Source organism: Nonomuraea sp. NPDC049714 (assembly GCF_044465295.1).
In the GTDB taxonomy this organism is placed as follows: domain Bacteria; phylum Actinomycetota; class Actinomycetes; order Streptosporangiales; family Streptosporangiaceae; genus Nonomuraea.
In genome coordinates this window covers 932,503-949,681 of sequence record NZ_JBITLM010000001.1, presented here as the reverse complement: position 1 = coordinate 949,681, position 17,179 = coordinate 932,503, and the positions used below count along the sequence as shown (strand labels likewise).

The window sequence follows — 17,179 nt, the reverse complement described above, 5'->3', positions numbered from 1 at the left end:
GGAGGCCGCTCACTGACCGGGGAGGGCGGCGCCGGTGCGGCGGTCCTCCGCCAGGAAGGCCAGGTTTTCGTCGATCAGGAGGTCAAGGGCCTCTCTGGCGGCGGTCAGGTCGTCGATCACGGATGACAGGCGGCCTCGCTCCTGATGCATCGCGGTCAAGGCCTGCCGGGCGCCTTCGCTGCTGGGCTCCGCCATGCAGGGAACCATCTGGGCGATGGTCCGGCTGGGCACGCCCGCCGCCAGGAACTTCTGGATCAGCGTAACCCGCTGGACGTGACCGTCGTCGTAGTGCCGCTGGCCGTTGGGGTGCCTCGTGCTGACCAGCAAGCCCTGCTGCTCGTAGTAGCGCAGTGAGCGACGGCTCGCCCCTGTCCGGGCGGACAGCTCACCGATCCGCATCTCACACCCCTCATGTGCGTTGGGTCACAACGGCTTGCCCGTGACATCGATGTCAGCATTTAGCGTAGCTCCGTGGTCAGCGACCCGGCATCCGGTCGCCGGCCTTTCGCGTCCGTGAGCACGAAAGAGGACAGGCATGATCAAATTCGCTTTTCTGATCAATCGTATCCAGGGAATGACCTTCGAGGAATTCGTCGAATATCACCGGAACCGTCACGCCCCGCTGTTCACCTCCATTCCCGAAGCGCGGCAGCTGGTGAAGAAGTACACCGTCTCGCACCCGGTGCCCGCTGATGGTTATCCGAGCCCTGCCTACGACGGGCTGACCGAGATCTGGTTCGAAAGCTGGGCCGATCACGACGCCTTCTTCGCGTCCGACAACTACAGGAAGCTGGTGAACCCGGACGAGAGCGTGTTCATCGATATGAGTTCGGTCGCGGTGATGGTCACCGAAGAAAGAATCGTCATCTAGCTCGGCTTCGGCCGTGGGCGGTCAGGTCCGGGCCTGGGGCCGGTGAGGCTCCAGCTCGCGAGCAGGTCAAGCGCCCGTTTCGACGGCGATCCCGCCTCCGCGGTGTAGACGTACAGGGTCGTGTCGGGGTCCCCGGGCGGCGAGAGAGTCTCGTACTCGACGGTCAGTTCGCCGACCAGAGGGTGGCGGAGGCGCTTGGAGCCGTGGGTGCGCTGGTGCACGCGGTGCTGCTCCCACCACTGGTCGAACTCGGGGCTGCGGGCGCGCAGGTCGTCGACCAGGGCGATCGTGGCCTGGTCGTCAGGGTCGCGGCCGACCTCGAACCGCAGACTCTCGACCGCGGCCCGCGCCTGATCCGCCCAGTCGACGAACAAGGAGCGGGCGTCGTCGTCGAGGAACATCCAGCGTGCGTAGTTGCGCTGCCGGGGAGGCAACTGCTCGAAGTCCGTGAACAGCGCCTTGGCCATCCGGTTGGCGGCCAGGACGTCGGTGCGGCGTCCCAGGACGAGGGCGGGCTCGCCGTCGAGGGCGTCGAGGAGCTGGTAGAGGCCGGGGCGGACCCGCTGGACGCTGGGGGGACGCCGGCGGGCCGGCGCCGCGGTCACGCCGATGAGGTCCTGGAGATGGGCGCGGCCCGCGGAGTCGAGCCCCAGGGCGCGGCCGAGGGCTTCGACGACGGCGGGCGACGGGACGATCGGCCGCCCCTGTTCGAGGCGGGCGTAGTAGTCGGTCGACACTCCGGCCAGGAGCGCGACCTCCTCGCGGCGCAGGCCCGGCACCCGGCGGACGCGGCCGTCCGGTGGCAGGCCGGCTCGCGAGGGGTCGCCCTGGCTACGGGCTCGCCTCAGGAAATCAGCCAGTTCACGGTTGGTCTTAGCCACACCACCAGTGTCCCCGACGCCGGGGCGTTCCAGACTGGCCCTGTGCGTCCTAGGTTGCCCCGTCCGCGGTCGTGCAGGGCTCGATATGCGCCTCCACCGCGGGGTGCGGCGAACCAAGCTGGATGACGTACCGGCCCCGAGAACCGCTCGGGGCGGCCCACAGATAGGGACGATCATGGCTATTCCTGCGATCTGGTTCGTCACCGGCACCTCCCGCGGCCTGGGGCTCGAACTGGTCAAGCAACTGCTGGCGCGCGGTGACAGCGTCGCCGCCACGACTCGCTCGGCCGAGCGGCTGCTCGCGGCGCTCGGCGACGTCGACACCGCCCGCCTTCTCCCGCTCACCGTCGACCTGCGCGACGAGGCGGCGGTCAAGCAGGCCGTGCGGGAGACCACCGAGCGCTTCGGCGGCCTGGACCGCGTCGTCAACAACGCGGGCTACGGATTCCTGGCCGCGGTGGAGGAGACCAGCGACCGCGACATCCGTGACATGCTCGACGTCCAGGTCGTCGGCGTGTGGAACGTGCTCCGTGCCACGCTGCCCGTCCTGCGCGAGCAGCGCGGCGGCCACATCGTCAACGTCTCGTCGATCCTGGGCCTGACCGCCGTCCCGGGCTGGGCGCTGTACAGCGCGGGGAAGTTCGCGCTGGAAGGGCTCAGCGAGGCCCTCGCCGCCGAGGTGGCGGACTTCGGCGTCAAGGTCACCATCGTCGAACCCGGCTACTTCCGCACGGACTTCCTCACCGAGGACTCGCTCGCCCTGCCCGCCGACACCACCGAGCACTACCCGGCCATCCGCGAGATGGTCGCCGACCACCTCAAGCTCCAGGGCAGTCAGCTCGGCGACCCGGTCAAGGGCGCGGAGGCGATCATCGGCCAGGTCGTGGCCGGCGACGGCCCGCTGCGCCAGTTGCTCGGCTCGGACGCCCACGCCTACGCCACCGCCAAGGTCAAGGCCCTCCAGGACGACCTCGACGCCACCGCCCTCAGCGCACCCGCCACCGACTTCCCGGCCGCCTGACTCTCAGGCATGTGTGTACTGTTGCCGCTGTGAACGCCGAGTCCCGGTCGGGTGCTGATCTCCTGGTCACGGCTGCTGAGATCGCGAGATCGGTGGGTGTGACGCGGGCCGCGGTCTCCGGCTGGCGCAGGCGCCACGCCGACTTTCCCGCTCCGGTGGGAGGCGGCACACGCAACGTCCTGTTCGTCCTGTCCGAGGTGCACACCTGGCTGGACCGGCACCGTAGGAGCGACCCCGGGGAGGTGCTCCTCTGGCAGGCTCTGCGGCGGACGTACGGAGACGACATGACGCGCGGCGTCGCCGGCATCGCGGACCTTTTCGTCACCGGGGCCGCCGCGTCTCTCGACGACGAGATCGCATCGCAGGCCACCGCCCTGGCTGCCGAAAGCTCACCGTCCGAGGTGGTCGCGGGGCTGACGGCACGTCTCGCCGGTTCGGCGGTACCGGAGCACGTCACCGGTCCTCGCCTGATCCGCGCCGTGAAGCACTTCGCGGGCCAGGCACACGGCGTCGTCTTCGACCCGGCCTGCGGCATCGGATCCCTGCTCCTGGCGCTCGGCGACGGCTGCGGCGTGGCCGGTCAGGAGCTGGACCCGGCCGCCGCCCGGCTGGCCGGGTCGCGCGCACGACTCGCCGGGCGCGGAGACGTGACGATCAGAACGGGCGATTCCCTGCGCGCGGACGGCTGGCCGGAGCTGCGTGCGCCCCTCGTGGTCTGCGATCCGCCGGTGAACGCGCCCGACTGGGGCCGCGAAGACCTGCTGCTCGACGCCCGCTGGGAGCTCGGCGTCCCCACCCGGGCGGAGGGCGAGCTGGCCTGGCTGCAGCACTGCTACGCGCACGTCGCGCCGGCGGGCAGGGCGATCCTGGTGATGCCGCCCGCCGTCGCCCACCGCGAGGCAGGCCGTCACATCCGCGCGGAGCTCGTACGACGCGGCCTCCTCACCCAGCTCGTCGCCCTGCCCCCGGGGATGGCCGCCAAGCACGATCAGCCCGTGCACCTGTGGCTGCTGGCCCGACCGGCCTCCCCCGACGACGCGGTCTCCTCCGTACGCATGGTGGACCTCACGGCCAACGACCCCGACGGCCCCCTCACGCCCACGCCCGGCCAGGTGGTGGACGTACCCCTGGTCGAGCTGCTCGACGAGACGGTGGATCTCACCCCCGCGCGCCACGTCGCGGCCTCCCGCAGCGACCGGCTCGCGCAGTACGCGTCCCTGCGCGAGGACCTGGCGCACCGGCTCCACGAGCTGCTGACCCTGCTGCCACCCCTCACCGCCGGCCCCGGCACGCTCGACGCCGCGCGGATGAGCATCGAGGATCAGCGGCTGTACGGCGCCGCCTTCCGCGCGCTCGACGAGTTCGAACGGCAGGTCAAGGAGCTCGCTGACCTGGGGGAGCAGGCCGCCTCGATGGCGCGCGACGGCCTCACCAGCGGCGCGATACGCCCTCAGTGAGGCAGGAACGGGCTGGCCGTCCCGCTCCAGGTTCGCGTCCGCGGTATGGCCCGCCGGCGGGGCCCATAACACCCATCTATCCGGTCATAAGATCGGCGGCATGGCACTGCGACTCGTTCAGGTCAATTTCAAGGCTCGGGATGACGCGGCGCTCGGCCGGTTCTGGGCGGAGGCGCTCGGCTGGAGTGTTTCCAGCGAGGGACCCGGCGTGACCAACCTCGAACCCGAGGGCTTCGCCTGGCCGGACCCCGACGCCTTCTACGTCGATCTCGTCACCGTCCCGGACCCCGAAACGGTGCAGTACCGCGTGCACCTCGACCTCGCCACCACCTCCGCCGCGCATCAGGCGGAGTTGGTGACGCGGCTGAAGGAGCTCGGTGCGACGCCTGCCGATGTGGGCCAGGGCGAGGTGCCGTGGACGGTCCTGGCCGACCCGGAGGGCAACGTGTTCTGCGTCCTGGAGCCCCGGGAGATCTACCGGGATACCGGGCCGATCGCCGCGGTGGTGGTCGACTGCGCCGATCCGCGGGCCATGGCCCGGTTCTGGGACGAGGCGCTGGACTGGACCCTGCACGCGGTCACCGACGATCACGCGCGGCTGCGCTCCGCCAAGGATGTGGGCCCGTATCTGGAGTTCCTCCGCACGCCCGGCGTGCAGACCGTGGGGAACCGCATTCATCTCGACCTGCTGCCCTGTCCCGTTGAAGGTCAGAAGGCGGAGGTGGCCCGGCTACGGGCTCTGGGCGCCACCGCCGCCGATGTCGGCCAGGGTGATGTTCCGTGGGTGGTTCTGGCCGACCCGGAGGGCAACGAGTTCTGCGTCCTCGGACGGGGCTGACGCAGAGGTTCTTCACCTGCGGCCTTCCTGAAGCGATAGGACGGGCTTGCATGCAATATGCATGCCTTCGTGCGTGACCTGCTGAACGAGGAGGCGGCCACGCCGACGCTGGATGAGGTGATGGCCAGGATCGCTGCCGACGAGCCGGTGCCGTACGATCCCGACTTCGTTCGAGACATCCTGACCGCCTATGACGGCATGTACGTGGCCCTCGCCGAACTCGCTGGGAGTGCCGTTGCTCACCGACGACGCGAAGTTCGCCGGCTCGCCGGGCCACCGGGCCGAGATCCACCGCTGCGTAGGCCTGAGATTTCGAAGCCGCTTTCCGGGCTGTCAGCGGTTTTTGGCGCGTTCACGGTGGACGACGGTCTTGTCTCCCGGTCCCGGGTACGCCATGAAGTTGATCAAGATGTGACCATTCGACCCCGGTAGCCCCTGTGGATTGTCGGAGATGATCTCTACGTTGCCGTGCATGACGAGTTCATCTACTTCCGCGCAGGCGACCTCATGACGGCCTGGGCGCAGGTCCGCGACCGCATCACCGCCCGCGACGCCCCCGGCCTGGCCGACCTCATGATCACACTGCCGGACGCCGAGCGCGCCGAGGTCGCCCGGCGCCTGCCGGACCTGCGCAAGGACCTGCGCGAGGCCGCCGACCGCCAGGGGAGGGCGCGCTGGGCGCTCGGCGAGGGCGAAGGGGACGATGAGTGGGATGGGGAGTGGGACAGCGGCGAAACCGATGACATCGGCGGGCACGGGGAGGTGCTGCGGATCGCGGGGGCGGGTGTGCTGGCAGGTCCCGCCGCCGCTGTCGCCTGGCTGACCAGGCGCGAGTTCGCAGGCCGGTGGGCCGGGGTGGAGGAGGTGGTCCGGGTGCTGGCCGCGCGCCCGGCCGGTTGGCAGGCCGAGGTGGCCGTCCGGCTGGCCCGGAAGATCCGGACGGCCGACGACCGCAACGCCTCGCTGGCGCTGGCGCTGCTGCGGGCCTGTGGCGCCCCGCCGCCCGAGCACGACCCGCTCGTCCTCGCCTGGCTGCGCGCCAGGCCGGCCGCCGACGACCCGCTGATCGGCCCACTCCTGCCCCGGATCTTCGAGGCCGAGGGCGCCGGTCGGGTGCTGCGCGAGGAACGCCTGGAGCCCGCCCCCACCCGCTGGCTGTCCCTGCTCCAGCGGCTGGGGGCGACCGGCCGGGTGTCGCGCGCGGAGCTGCTGGACGGCTGCCTGCGCCGCTTCCTGCGCGGCGGGGACGCGATCGGCCTGCGCTTCTTCGTCCGGCTGCACCGGATGCTCGATCCCACACCGCAGGAGGCCGCCGACCGGGTCCGTGACTACCTGCGGCTGCTGCCCGCCGCTCCCGGCACGGTCGCCGAGCTGGCGCTCGCCCAGGTGAAGTACGGCGGCCCGCACGAGGAAGCCGAGATCATCGAGGCGATCGGCGCGCTGACCTTCCGGCCCGAGGCCAAGCTCGCCCTGGAGGGCCTGCGCTGGCTGGAGCGGGAGTTGCCGCACGCCGCCGAGCTGGCGCCCGCGCTCGCGCTGGCGTTCGGGCACGCTTCCTACGAGGTTCAGGGGCGGGCGGCCAGGATCGCGCTCAAGCACGCCGCGGCCTTCGCGCCGGCCGGGGAGGCGATCGCCGAGGCCGTGCCGATGCTGCCGGCGGCGCTCGGCGCGCGGGTGGCGGCCGTGTACGGCGGGGAGGTGATGGCCCAGGAGCGGCGCGAGGTGTTCACCCCGCCACCGCTGCCCGTGCCGCCGGCGCCCGAGCCGTTCCCGGAGCCCACCCTGCACGTGCCCTGGAACATGTACCACTGGGTCGACTACGAGCGGTGGCTGGCTGCGTTCGTGCGGCATGCGGCCGGCGATCGGGAGGAGATGCGGCGGACGCTGGCCGCCGACCACGGCGGTGCCAACTCCTACCTGTTCCAGCAGGAGAGCTGGGCCGACGCCCGATCGTGGTTCACCGCCCTGGCGCAGGAGGTGCTGGCGCCCGGCACAGACCCCGGGCCGGGCGAACCCGAGCCCTTCGACCCGTGGGCGGGGGCGAGCTTCCGGGTGCGCGTCGGACTCGTACCGGACAGTGAGGAGGACGACGGGGACGGGGAACCGGCGGAGGAGGACAGCGAGCCGGAGCGGGCCTTCACGAATGTGCCCGAGCACGTGCGCGAGGAGATCTTCGAGCAGCTGCTGGAGCTCGGCGTGTCCAAGGAGCGCGTGGCGGCCATGCGCGACGGGTTGCCCGCCCCTCCGCCGGCGCCCGGTGAGCCGCGCGGCTTCCGCGTCGGGATCGCCTACTCCGGGTCCCGGCCGCCGTTCATGGCGCCCGAGCCGCCCGACCCGGCGGTGGAGTGGCGCCGCAGGCACCGCCTGCCGCAGCCGTCGGGGATCTCGCCGCCGCACGCGTTCGTGCTGCGTCGGCTCAGCGAGATCTACGCGGCGCTGCGAGCTGGGACGCTGCCACCCGTGCTGCTGGCCACGCCCACGCTCATGACTGGCCACCTCGACCCGGACGTGCTGGTGGACCGGCTGGCGGAGTGCGCGGCGGCGGGCGTCGAGCCGCTGCCCGCCGACCTGGCGCAGGCACTGGTGCGACTGCCCCGGGGACGCCACCCGGACGCGGCCGGAAAGGCCGCGCTCATCGGCTCGCCGGCTGCCGCGACCGCCGCCGCCTGGCTGGCGGGAGAGGGGTTGCCCGACCCGGAGACGGGCCTGCGATGGGGCTACCTGGACGGCGCCACCGACCGGTACTTCGACGAGCACGAGCCGGAGCACCGGCCGTGGGAGATCCGGCTGACGCCGAGGCTACGAGCCGCGCCGACCGGCCACGAACTGCTCGACGAGCTGCTCAGCGAGCCGAGCCGCTGGGGCTGGGATGTCCACGGCGGTGAGAAGGGCTGGTGGCCGGCGGTTCTGCCGTCGCACCGGGAGGTCGTGGCCACCAACTACCTGCGGTTCCTGCTCCACCCGGGGATCGCGCCGGTGTTCGTGGAGGCGCTGGCCGACGCGGACGGGCCCACGGGCGAGGCGATGGCCCTCACCCTGGCCTACTTCGTGGCCGCCGGGCATCCGGAGGCGGCGCCGCTGCTGCTGCGGATGGCGGCCAGAGGCGATCTGCCGGCCGAGGCGGTGGGCGAACAGGTCGCGCTGCTGCTCCGGCGCACGCCGAGGTTCGAGGAGCGGGCGGTGGTGCGGGTGCTGGCCGAGGCGGCACGGCAGGGCGCGTACGCCATGATCTGGCGGCTTCTCACGACCCTGCTGCCCGTGCTGCTGCCCGGCCCCGGCGAGCGGCCGGTCGCCGTGCACACCGAGGCGATGACGCTCGCGGCGGACACGGCGACCTGGGCGGGGGCCCGCGGCGCGATCCCGCAGGTGACGGCGTACGCGGAGAGCGGGGGCCGCAGCCGGTTCGTCCGCGAGTGCGCACGGCTGCGGGACCAGCTCGGCCATCCGGTATCCAGCGGGGGAGTGTCATGACGGATCGTGACAAATTAGATCAATGGTCGTATTTCGAGGAGCGAGATCTGGCGAGCGCGTTCGTGTGCTCGTGGGTCGAGGCGCCCGACCACCGCGCCGTCACGCTGCGGGCGGTGCAGGGCAATGCCCGCCTGGCCTCCGGCGGCCTGGCGGAGGAGATCGTCAGGTCTGATCGACGAGTACCTGACCAGGTCTACCCGGTGCTGGTCGGCGGTGGCATCCCGCTCTTTCCTAGGTAAATCTCATTAACCTCATAAGGTAAATGCTATTCACCTCTACAGGTAAATAGTGTTAACCTCGGGAGCGTGATCGGCAGACGGCGTAGCAGCGGGCAACACCATGGCGACCTCCGCAAGGCGCTGGAGGAGGCGGCTCTCGCGCTCGTCGCCGAGCGTGGCCCGCATGGCTTCACCCTGGCCGAGGCCTGCCGCCGGGCCGGGGTGAGCGTCGCCGCGCCGTACAAGCACTTCGCCGACCGCGACGCCCTGCTCGTCTCGCTCGCCGTGAAGGGCTACCGCGAGCAGGACCGGCGCTTCACGGAGGTCTGCTCGGCGAGCGAGGACCCCACCGAGCAGCTGGCCGCCCTGGCCGCGGCGTACGTGCGCTTCGCCTACGAGGAGCAGGCGCTCTTCGACATCATGTTCAACGCGGGCCTGGACAAGACTCGGCATCCTGAGCTGGCCGAGGTGGTCCATGCCCTCTTCGACACCCTGCTGCCGATCGCCAGGCGTGTCACCGGCACGGAGGCCGCCGCCTTCGACCTGCTCATCTGCATGGCGTCCGCCGCCCACGGCCTCGCGTTCTTCCTGCAGGAGGGCCTCCCGGGCGACGTGCAGGCCCCCCTCGCGGCGGCCGAGGAGCGGGCGGCCCGCACCGCGCGGGCCCTCGTCGAGCAGCAGCTTCGCGAGGCGTCATCACCCACGGCGGAGGACTCGGAGCACGGACGCGAGTCACCACGTTTTTCCTGCGGTTGAGCGCAGGCGAATGACTATAGGAGGATCGGTGTCGTTGCATCCTGAGGTACGGCCGCGTCAGGCCGAGCACACGATGGAGATAAGGCTGCGGGTGAACGGCGCAGACCGGACACTCCAGCTCCCACCACAGGTCAGCCTGCTCGACGCGCTCCGCGAGCACCTGGGCCTGACCGGCACGAAGAAGGGCTGCGACCAGGGCGCCTGCGGGGCGTGCACGGTGCTCGCCGACGGGGAGCGGATCAACTCCTGTCTGACCCTCGCCGTGCAGTACACCGGCCGCGAGATCACCACGATCGAAGGGGTCACCGACGGCGAGCTCCAGCGGGCGTTCGTCCGGCATGACGGCCTCCAGTGCGGCTACTGCACCTCCGGCCAGATCTGCTCCGCGATCGGCATGCTGGCCGAGCACGCCGCCGGCATGCCGAGCGCCGTGACCGAGCACCACCACGGCGACACAGAACCGACCGACACAGAACCGACCGACACAGAACTGACCGATGCAGAGATCAGGGAGCGGATGAGCGGCAACCTGTGCCGCTGCGGCGCCTACAACGGCATCGTCGACGCCATCGCCGAGGTCGCCCGATGAGATCCTTCTCGTACGTGAGCGCCCCCGACGTCGCCTCGGCCATCAGCGCGATCGGGGCCGGCCCCAACGCGAAGTTCATCGGCGGCGGGACGAACCTCGTCGACCTGATGCGCGAGGACATCGAGACGCCCGACACGGTCATCGACATCACCAGGCTTCCCCTGACCGGGATCGAGGAGCTGCCCGGCGGCGGCGTCCGGATCGGCGCGCTGGTCCGCAACAGCCACCTGGCCGCCGACCGGCTGATCAGGACCCGCTATCCGATGCTGTCCCAGGCGCTGCTCAGCGGCGCGTCGGGCCAGCTGCGGAACATGGCGACCGTCGGCGGGAACCTGCTACAGCGCACCCGCTGCGCCTACTTCTACGACTCGGCCGCGGCCTGCAACAAGCGCGAACCGGGCAGCGGCTGCGACGCCATCGGCGGGTTCAACCGCAATCTCGCCGTCCTGGGCGTGAGCGAGTCGTGCATCGCGACGAACCCCTCGGACATGTGCGTCGCGCTGGCCGCGCTCGACGCGATCGTCGAGGTGGAGAGCGTACGCGGAGTTCGCCGCATCGCGCTGGCCGACTTCCACCGGCTGCCGGGCAGCACCCCGCACCTGGAGACCGAGCTGGCCGCCGACGAGCTGATCACGGCGGTCGAGCTGCCGGCCCTGCCGATGGCGGCGAAGTCGCGCTACCGCAAGGTGCGGGATCGCTCCTCCTACGCCTTCGCCCTGGTCTCCGTCGCCGCGGCGCTGGACGTACGGGATGGCATGGTGTCGGAGGTCCGGCTGGCCCTCGGCGGGGTCGCCGCCAAGCCGTGGCGGGCACACGAGGCGGAGCGGATCCTGCTCGGCGCGCCGGCCACCGAGGAGTCCTTCGGGCGGGCGGCGGCGGCGGAGCTCAGCGCCGCGATCGGCCGGCCGGGGAACGAGTTCAAGATCGAATTGGCTCGGCGCGCGATCGTGGCGACGCTGCGTGCGCTGGACGGGAGCGCGGCATGACCCAGACCCAGACGGAGAGCCCGCCCCGGAGCGGGGCGAAGGACCTCAGCGTCGGCAAGCCGATCGACCGGGTGGACGGCACGGCCAAGACGACCGGCACGGCCCGCTTCACGGCCGAGTACCCCTATCCCGACCTCGCGCATGCCGCGCTGGTGCACGCGACGGTCGCCCGCGGCCGGATCACCGGGATCGACACGGCGGACGCGTCCGCCGTCGAAGGCGTGCTGGCGGTGCTCACCCATGAGAACGCGCCGGTGCTGAAAACGCCGCCCTCGCCGAGCCCGCTGAACCTGAGCAGCATGGTCTCCGGCGCGTCGCTCAACTACCTCAACACCGACGAGGTGCACTGGAACGGCCAGCCGGTCGCGGTCGTCGTCGCGGAGACCCTGGACGCCGCGCGCCACGCCGCGCTCCTGGTCCGCGTCACCTACGACACGCTCCCCGCCACGGTGGACTTCGCGGCCGAGGAGAAGAACGCCAAGCCGCGCAAGGGCGACCTGATATCGCCCGGCGCAGCGAAGAAGGGCGACGCGGAGGCCGCGCTCGCGGCGGCGCCCGTCTCGGTGGACCTGCGGTTCACCACGCCGCCCTACCACCACAACGCGATCGAGCCGCACGCGACGACGGCGGCGTGGGACGGCGACCGGCTCACCGTCCACGACGCGACCCAGAGCATCGACTGGGTGCGCAAGCATCTCGCCCTGAGATTCGACGTGCCGGTGGCCGGGGTGCGGGTGATCGCGCCGTACGTCGGCGGCGGCTTCGGCGGCAAGGGGTCGGTCTGGGCCGGCACCATCCTCGCCGTGATGGCGGCCCGGGTGACCGGCCGGCCGGTGCGGATGGTGCTCACCCGCGAGAGCATCTACCACACGGTCGGCGGGCGCACCCCCTCGGTGCAGCGGGTCGCGCTCGGCGCGGACGCCGACGGCAGGATGACCGCCCTGATCCACACCAGCGTGACGCGGACCGGCAGGATCGGCGGCAGGCCCGAGCCGGTGACCACCGTGTCCGAGCACCTCTACGACGCCGCCACCATCCTGCTCCAGCAGAACATCGTCGAGCTCGACCTGCTGTCGAACACGTTCATGCGCGCGCCCGGCGAGTCGATCGGTACCTTCGCGCTGGAGGCGGCCGTCGACGAGCTCGCCTGCGAGCTCGGCCTCGACCCGATCGAGCTGCGGATGCGCAACGAGCCCGCCAAGAATCCCATCGACGGCAAGGACTTCTCGAACCGGATGCTCCGGGAGGCGTACGCGCTCGGTGCGGAGAAGTTCGGCTGGTCCCGGCGGACGCCGCAGCCGGGCTCGATGCGGGACGGCAGGTGGCTGGTCGGCATGGGCGTCGCGTCGGCGTACCATCCGCCCGTGCAGCTGAACGCCAACATCACCGTGCGGCTGTCGATGGACGGCACCGTCGTGGTGCGGTGCGGCTTCCAGGAGATGGGGATGGGCGGGGCGACCGTCCAGGGGCAGATCGCCGCCGACGCGCTCGGCGTGCCGTTCGCGTCCGTCAAGGTGGAGTACGGCGACTCGGAGCTGCCCATCGCGCCGATGGCCGGCGGAGCCGCCCAGACCGCGAGCGTGGCCACCGCCCTGCTGGCCGCGTGCGAGAAACTCAAGCGGTCGATGCTCGCCCTGGCCAGACGGTCGAGCGAGTCCCCGCTGCGCGGCCGGCGCCTGGACCGTCTCGAAGCCCGCGACGGCGGCCTCTACCAGGTCGGCGAGCCGGGCCTGGGGGAGAAGTACACCGACATTCTCGGACGGGCGGGCCGGCCCTCGGTCGAGGCCGCCGTCGGGTCCGACACCGGGCTCGGGGCGGTGGCCGGACAGGTCCGTTTCATGACGAAGTTCCTCCGGGACCGCCGCCGCTGGGTGAAGGCCGCGCTCGGGGCACACTTCTGTGAGGTACGGGTGGATCCGGACACCGGCGAGGTACGCGTCTCCCGCTGGGTCGGCTCGTTCGACGTCGGCACCGTGATCAACCCGAAGACGGCGAGCAGCCAGCTCCGCGGCGGCATCGTGATGGGGATCGGCATGGCGATGAGCGAGCACACGCTCATCGACCCGCGCACCGGCCGGATCATGAACCCGAGCCTGTCCGAGTACCACGTCCCGGTGCACGCCGACATCCCGCCGATCGACGTCCACTACCTGAACGAGCCCGACCCGACCATGCCGCTCGGGCTGCGCGGGCTGGGCGAGGTCGGCATCACCGGCGTCGCCGCCGCGGTCGCGAACGCCGTCCACCACGCGACCGGCAAACGCGTCCGCGACCTGCCCATCACCCTGGACAAGCTGCTGTGAACCCGGGCGGGTCGTCGCCGGAGAACTGAAACCGCGCCCCGGCTCACGCGAGAGCCGGGGCGCGGGAACTAAGCCGGCCCGAGGGCCGGGGCGCGGCACAGAGCCGGACCGTTACCCCATGTGCGGGTAGCGGTGGTCGGTCGGCGGGACGAAGGTCTCCTTGATCGTGCGGGCGTTCACCCACCTGATCAGGTTGAAGATCGAGCCGGCCTTGTCGTTGGTGCCGGAGGAGCGGGCGCCGCCGAAGGGCTGCTGGCCGACGACCGCGCCGGTCGGCTTGTCGTTGACGTAGAAGTTGCCCGCCGCGAAGCGCAGCCGCTCCGAGGCCGCCGCGATGGCGTAGCGGTCCTGGGCGATGATCGACCCGGTCAGGGCGTACGGCGCGATGCCCTCCATCTGGTCCAGCACCGTGTCGTAGTCGCCGTCGTCGTAGACGTGCACGCCGAGGATCGGGCCGAAGTACTCCTTGACGAAGATCTCGTCCGTCGGGTCGGCGCACTCCAGGATGGTCGGCTTCACGAAATATCCGACCGAATCGTCGTACGAGCCGGTGAGCACGTCGATGTTCGACGCCTGGCGGGCCCGGTCGATGGCGGTCTTGTGCTTGGCGAAGGCCCGCTCGTCGATGACCGCGCCCATGAACGTCGACAGGTCCGCCGCCACGTCCCCGGCCGTCAGCGACTCGGCCGTGGCCACGAAGTCGTCGCGCATCCGGCTCCACACCGAGCGTGGCACGTAGGCCCGCGAGGCCGCCGAGCACTTCTGCCCCTGGTACTCGAACGCGCCCCTGATCAGCGCGGTCGCGAGCACGCCCGGGTCGGCGGACGGGTGGGCCATGACGAAGTCCTTGCCGCCGGTCTCGCCGACGAGCCGCGGGTAGCCGCGGTAGGAGGCGATGTTCGCGCCGACCGTGCCCCACAGGTGCTGGAAGGTCGCGGTCGAGCCGGTGAAGTGGATCCCGGCGAGCTCCGGATGGGTCAGCGCGACCTCGGAGATCGCCTGGCCGTTGCCGGTCACCATGTTGATGACGCCCGGAGGCAGCCCGGCCGCCTCCAGCAGCCGCATGGTGAAGTGCGCCGCGAACTGCTGCGTCGGCGACGGCTTCCACACGACCACGTTGCCCATCAGGGCGGGCGCGGTCGGCAGGTTGCCGGCGATGGCGGTGAAGTTGAACGGCGTGATCGCGAGCACGAAGCCTTCGAGCGGCCGGTACTCCATCCGGTTCCACACCCCGGCCGAGGAGACCGGCTGGTCGGCGTAGAGCTGCCGGGCGTAGGAGACGTTGAACCGCAGGAAGTCGATCAGCTCACAGGCGGCGTCGATCTCCGCCTGCTGCGCCGACTTCGACTGGCCGAGCACGGTCGCGCCGTTCAGCGTCGCCCGCCACGGGCCGGCCAGCAGGTCAGCCGCCTTCAGGAAGATCGCGGCCCGCTCGTCGAAGGACAGCGCCCGCCAGGCGGGGGCCGCCCGCAACGCGCTGGCGACCGCGTCCTGCACGTCCTGGGCCGTAGCGTCGTTGGTACGCCCCAGGACGGCGGTCTTGTTGTGCGGCTGCACCACGTCGATGGGCGTGCCGCCGCCCAGGCGCTGCTCGCCGTCGATGGTCATGGTCAGGTCGATCGAGGAGCCGGCCAGCTCCTTGATCCGGTTCTCCAGTGCCGTGCGCTCGGCGCTGCCGGGCGCGTACCCGTAGATCCGCTCGTTCGCGGGAACCGGCACGTTGCTGATGGCGTCCATTTTCACTTACCCCCAAGGGCACGAAGGAAGAAGGCGACGTTCGCGGGGCGTTCGGCCAGGCGGCGCATGAAGTAGCCGTACCAGTCGCCGCCGTAGGGGACGTAGACCCGGACGGTGTGACCGGCTCCGGCCAGGGCTTCCTGCCGGTCGGTGCGGATCCCGTACAGCATCTGATACTCGTAGTCGCCCCTGGAGCGGCCGCACCGGTCGGCGAGCAGCTCGGTGATGGAGATCAGCCGGTCGTCGTGCGTCGCCACCATGGGGTACCCCTTCCCCGCCATGAGGACGCGCAGGCACCGTACGAAGGCCTTGTCCACGTCGGTCTTGCTCTGGTGGGCGACGGAGGCGGGCTCCTTGTAGGCGCCCTTGACCAGCCGCACGCGGGCGCCCTCGGCGGCGAGCGCGCGGCAGTCGTCCTCGCTGCGGAACAGGTAGGACTGGATCGCCACGCCGGTCGACGGGTGGTCGGCGCGCAGCTCCCGCAGGATGCGCAGCGTCGAGTCGACCGTGGTGTGGTCCTCCATGTCGAGGGTCACGGTCGCGCCGGCGGCGTCGGCGGCGGCGCAGATCTCGCGGGCGTGCTTCAGCGCCATCGTCTCGTCCAGGGCCTGCCCGACGGCCGACAACTTGACCGACACCTCGGCCCTCGGCCCGAGATCCAGCGGGCGCAGCGCGTCCAGCAGCGTGACGTACGCCCTCGCGGTGGCGGCCGCGGCCTCGGCGTCGAGGGTCTGCTCACCGAGATGGTCGACGGTCACGGCGAGACCCGCGTCGCACAGTCGCTCGACCGCGTCGCGAGCGTCCTCGACGCGCTCTCCGGCGACGAAGCGGCGGACCACCTTGCGCGTGAGCGGGAAGGCGGACACGGAGCGGCGCACGATCGCGCTCCGGGACGCGGCGAACAGCAGCTGACCCAACATGTCTCCAGCCTAAAACGCCTGTTCAGGCGGGGCCATTGACGGGCGTAACGCGGGGTGTGGCAGGCTGTCATACATATGTACAAAGCCACCGATCTGCAGGAGATCGTCGACGAGATAGCCGGTGTGCTGGGCGCGTCGGCGACGCTGGAGGACCGTTCGTTCCGGCTGCTGGCGTACGGCGCGCAGCACGGCGACATCGACACCGTCCGCCAGGAGTCCATCCTGCGCAGGCGCGCTACGGGGGAGGTGCGCGACTACTTCGAGCGCTACGGCATCGCCAGGGCGCACGGCCCGGTGCGCATCCCCGCCGACGCCGACCTCAAGGTGCTGGCCAGGGTCTGCTGGCCGCTGCGCCACCGCGACGTCGTCTACGGCTACCTGTGGCTGCTCGAATCGGGCAGCCTGACCGATGCCGCGCTGGCCCGGGTCGCGCCGCTCGTCGCCAGGGCCGCCGGCGCGCTCGCCCAGGAGGCCAGGAGCCGCCAGGACCTCGGCCGGAGCCTCACGGCGCTGCTGTCCGCCGACCCCGAGGAGCGCGCCGACGTCTCCATCGAGGTGCCGGGCCCGGTGACCGTGATCGCGGTGCGTGAGTCGCAGGATCGGGTCGCCGCCCTGTGGACGCTCCCGCGCGGCGTGCTCGCCCGCGCCGGCTCACCGGTGGCGCTGCTCGCCCCGGCGCACCTGGGTGCCGAGGTCGCCCAGACCCTGCAGCGCGCGTACGGCACCGCCGCCGGGATCGGCGCGCCCCGGGCCGACCCCGCGGACGCCTGGCAGAGCTGGCGGGAGGCGAAGCAGGCGCTGCGTGTGGCCGAGCACTTCCCGAGGTTCGCCCCCGTCGCCCGCTGGGAGGAGCTCGGCGTGCACCGGCTGCTGGCCAGGCTCGGGCCGGGCGATCTGCGGGAGCTGGCGGCCGAGGTCGCCGTCCTCGAACCGGAGCTGGCCCGGACGGTGGAGGTCTATCTGGACCTGGGCGGCCAGGCGAACCAGGCCGCCGCCGAGCTGGGCGTCCACCGGCAGACGCTCTACTACCGCCTGGGCAAGGCCGAGCGGCTGACCCACCGGGACCTGTCCGACGGCGACGACCGGCTCACCGTTCACCTGGGGCTGAAGGCCGGCCGGTTGCGGTGATGG

16 protein-coding genes are annotated in these 17,179 nt (G+C 71.6%); 12 read left to right on the top strand and 4 right to left on the bottom strand.

What is annotated here, in order from left to right; all coding sequences use genetic code 11:
• Positions 1 to 9: 9 nt before the first annotated feature.
• Positions 10 to 399, bottom strand: a complete 390-nt coding sequence (locus ACIBQX_RS04555; protein WP_397000542.1) for a MerR family transcriptional regulator — start codon at positions 397 to 399, stop codon at positions 10 to 12.
• 136 nt (positions 400 to 535) lie between these two features.
• On the opposite strand from ACIBQX_RS04555, the gene ACIBQX_RS04550 reads away from it, so the two are divergent.
• Entirely contained in the window at positions 536 to 871 is a 336-nt protein-coding gene (locus ACIBQX_RS04550; protein WP_397000540.1) for an EthD domain-containing protein, read from the top strand.
• On the opposite strand, the gene ACIBQX_RS04545 is transcribed toward ACIBQX_RS04550, so the two are convergent.
• A complete protein-coding gene (locus ACIBQX_RS04545) occupies positions 868 to 1,752 on the bottom strand; it encodes a helix-turn-helix transcriptional regulator (protein WP_397000538.1) in 885 nt (294 codons plus the stop codon). The genes ACIBQX_RS04550 and ACIBQX_RS04545 overlap by 4 nt on opposite strands.
• Before the next feature lie 175 nt (positions 1,753 to 1,927).
• On the opposite strand from ACIBQX_RS04545, the gene ACIBQX_RS04540 reads away from it, so the two are divergent.
• The 10 genes from ACIBQX_RS04540 (at position 1,928) to ACIBQX_RS04495 (ending at position 13,391) form a co-directional block, all read left to right on the top strand.
• Positions 1,928 to 2,773, top strand: a complete 846-nt coding sequence (locus ACIBQX_RS04540) for an SDR family oxidoreductase (RefSeq protein ID WP_397000536.1) — start codon at positions 1,928 to 1,930, stop codon at positions 2,771 to 2,773.
• Between the two features lie 29 nt (positions 2,774 to 2,802).
• The gene (locus tag ACIBQX_RS04535; protein ID WP_397000534.1) at positions 2,803 to 4,230 is read left to right on the top strand and encodes an N-6 DNA methylase; all 1,428 of its coding nucleotides are present in this window, start codon (positions 2,803 to 2,805) and stop codon (positions 4,228 to 4,230) included.
• 100 nt (positions 4,231 to 4,330) lie between these two features.
• Entirely contained in the window at positions 4,331 to 5,068 is a 738-nt protein-coding gene (locus ACIBQX_RS04530; protein WP_397000532.1) for a VOC family protein, read from the top strand.
• A gap of 69 nt (positions 5,069 to 5,137) precedes the next feature.
• A complete protein-coding gene (locus ACIBQX_RS04525) occupies positions 5,138 to 5,500 on the top strand; it encodes a hypothetical protein (protein WP_397000530.1) in 363 nt (120 codons plus the stop codon).
• A gap of 36 nt (positions 5,501 to 5,536) precedes the next feature.
• Positions 5,537 to 8,539, top strand: coding sequence for a hypothetical protein (locus tag ACIBQX_RS04520; RefSeq protein ID WP_397000528.1), 3,003 nt, complete (start codon positions 5,537 to 5,539; stop codon positions 8,537 to 8,539).
• Positions 8,536 to 8,778, top strand: a complete 243-nt coding sequence (locus ACIBQX_RS04515; RefSeq protein ID WP_397000526.1) for a hypothetical protein — start codon at positions 8,536 to 8,538, stop codon at positions 8,776 to 8,778. The genes ACIBQX_RS04520 and ACIBQX_RS04515 overlap by 4 nt, the downstream gene beginning before the upstream one ends.
• A 66-nt stretch (positions 8,779 to 8,844) precedes the next feature.
• Positions 8,845 to 9,513 carry a TetR/AcrR family transcriptional regulator gene (locus ACIBQX_RS04510; protein WP_397000524.1) on the top strand — a complete coding sequence of 223 codons (669 nt, stop codon included), beginning with the start codon at positions 8,845 to 8,847 and terminating at the stop codon, positions 9,511 to 9,513.
• A 73-nt stretch (positions 9,514 to 9,586) separates the two neighbouring features.
• The gene (locus ACIBQX_RS04505) at positions 9,587 to 10,102 is read left to right on the top strand and encodes a (2Fe-2S)-binding protein (RefSeq protein ID WP_397001534.1); all 516 of its coding nucleotides are present in this window, start codon (positions 9,587 to 9,589) and stop codon (positions 10,100 to 10,102) included.
• Positions 10,099 to 11,088: an FAD binding domain-containing protein gene (locus tag ACIBQX_RS04500; RefSeq protein WP_397000522.1), complete on the top strand. Its 990-nt coding sequence runs from the start codon at positions 10,099 to 10,101 to the stop codon at positions 11,086 to 11,088. The genes ACIBQX_RS04505 and ACIBQX_RS04500 overlap by 4 nt, the downstream gene beginning before the upstream one ends.
• Entirely contained in the window at positions 11,085 to 13,391 is a 2,307-nt protein-coding gene (locus ACIBQX_RS04495; protein ID WP_397000520.1) for a xanthine dehydrogenase family protein molybdopterin-binding subunit, read from the top strand. The genes ACIBQX_RS04500 and ACIBQX_RS04495 overlap by 4 nt, the downstream gene beginning before the upstream one ends.
• Positions 13,392 to 13,502: 111 nt before the next feature.
• Here the strand turns inward: ACIBQX_RS04495 and pruA are convergent, their stop codons facing one another.
• Both pruA and ACIBQX_RS04485 read right to left on the bottom strand, forming a co-directional pair.
• Positions 13,503 to 15,128, bottom strand: coding sequence for an L-glutamate gamma-semialdehyde dehydrogenase (gene pruA / locus ACIBQX_RS04490; RefSeq protein WP_397000518.1), 1,626 nt, complete (start codon positions 15,126 to 15,128; stop codon positions 13,503 to 13,505).
• Positions 15,129 to 15,130: 2 nt separating this feature from the next.
• Positions 15,131 to 16,048 (bottom strand): proline dehydrogenase family protein, encoded by a 918-nt coding sequence (locus ACIBQX_RS04485; protein WP_397000516.1) that lies wholly within the window; start codon positions 16,046 to 16,048, stop codon positions 15,131 to 15,133.
• Positions 16,049 to 16,123: 75 nt separating this feature from the next.
• Here ACIBQX_RS04485 and ACIBQX_RS04480 point away from each other — a divergent pair, with 75 nt between their 5' ends.
• Positions 16,124 to 17,176, top strand: a complete 1,053-nt coding sequence (locus tag ACIBQX_RS04480; RefSeq protein ID WP_397000514.1) for a PucR family transcriptional regulator — start codon at positions 16,124 to 16,126, stop codon at positions 17,174 to 17,176.
• The last annotated feature ends 3 nt before the right edge of the window (positions 17,177 to 17,179 follow it).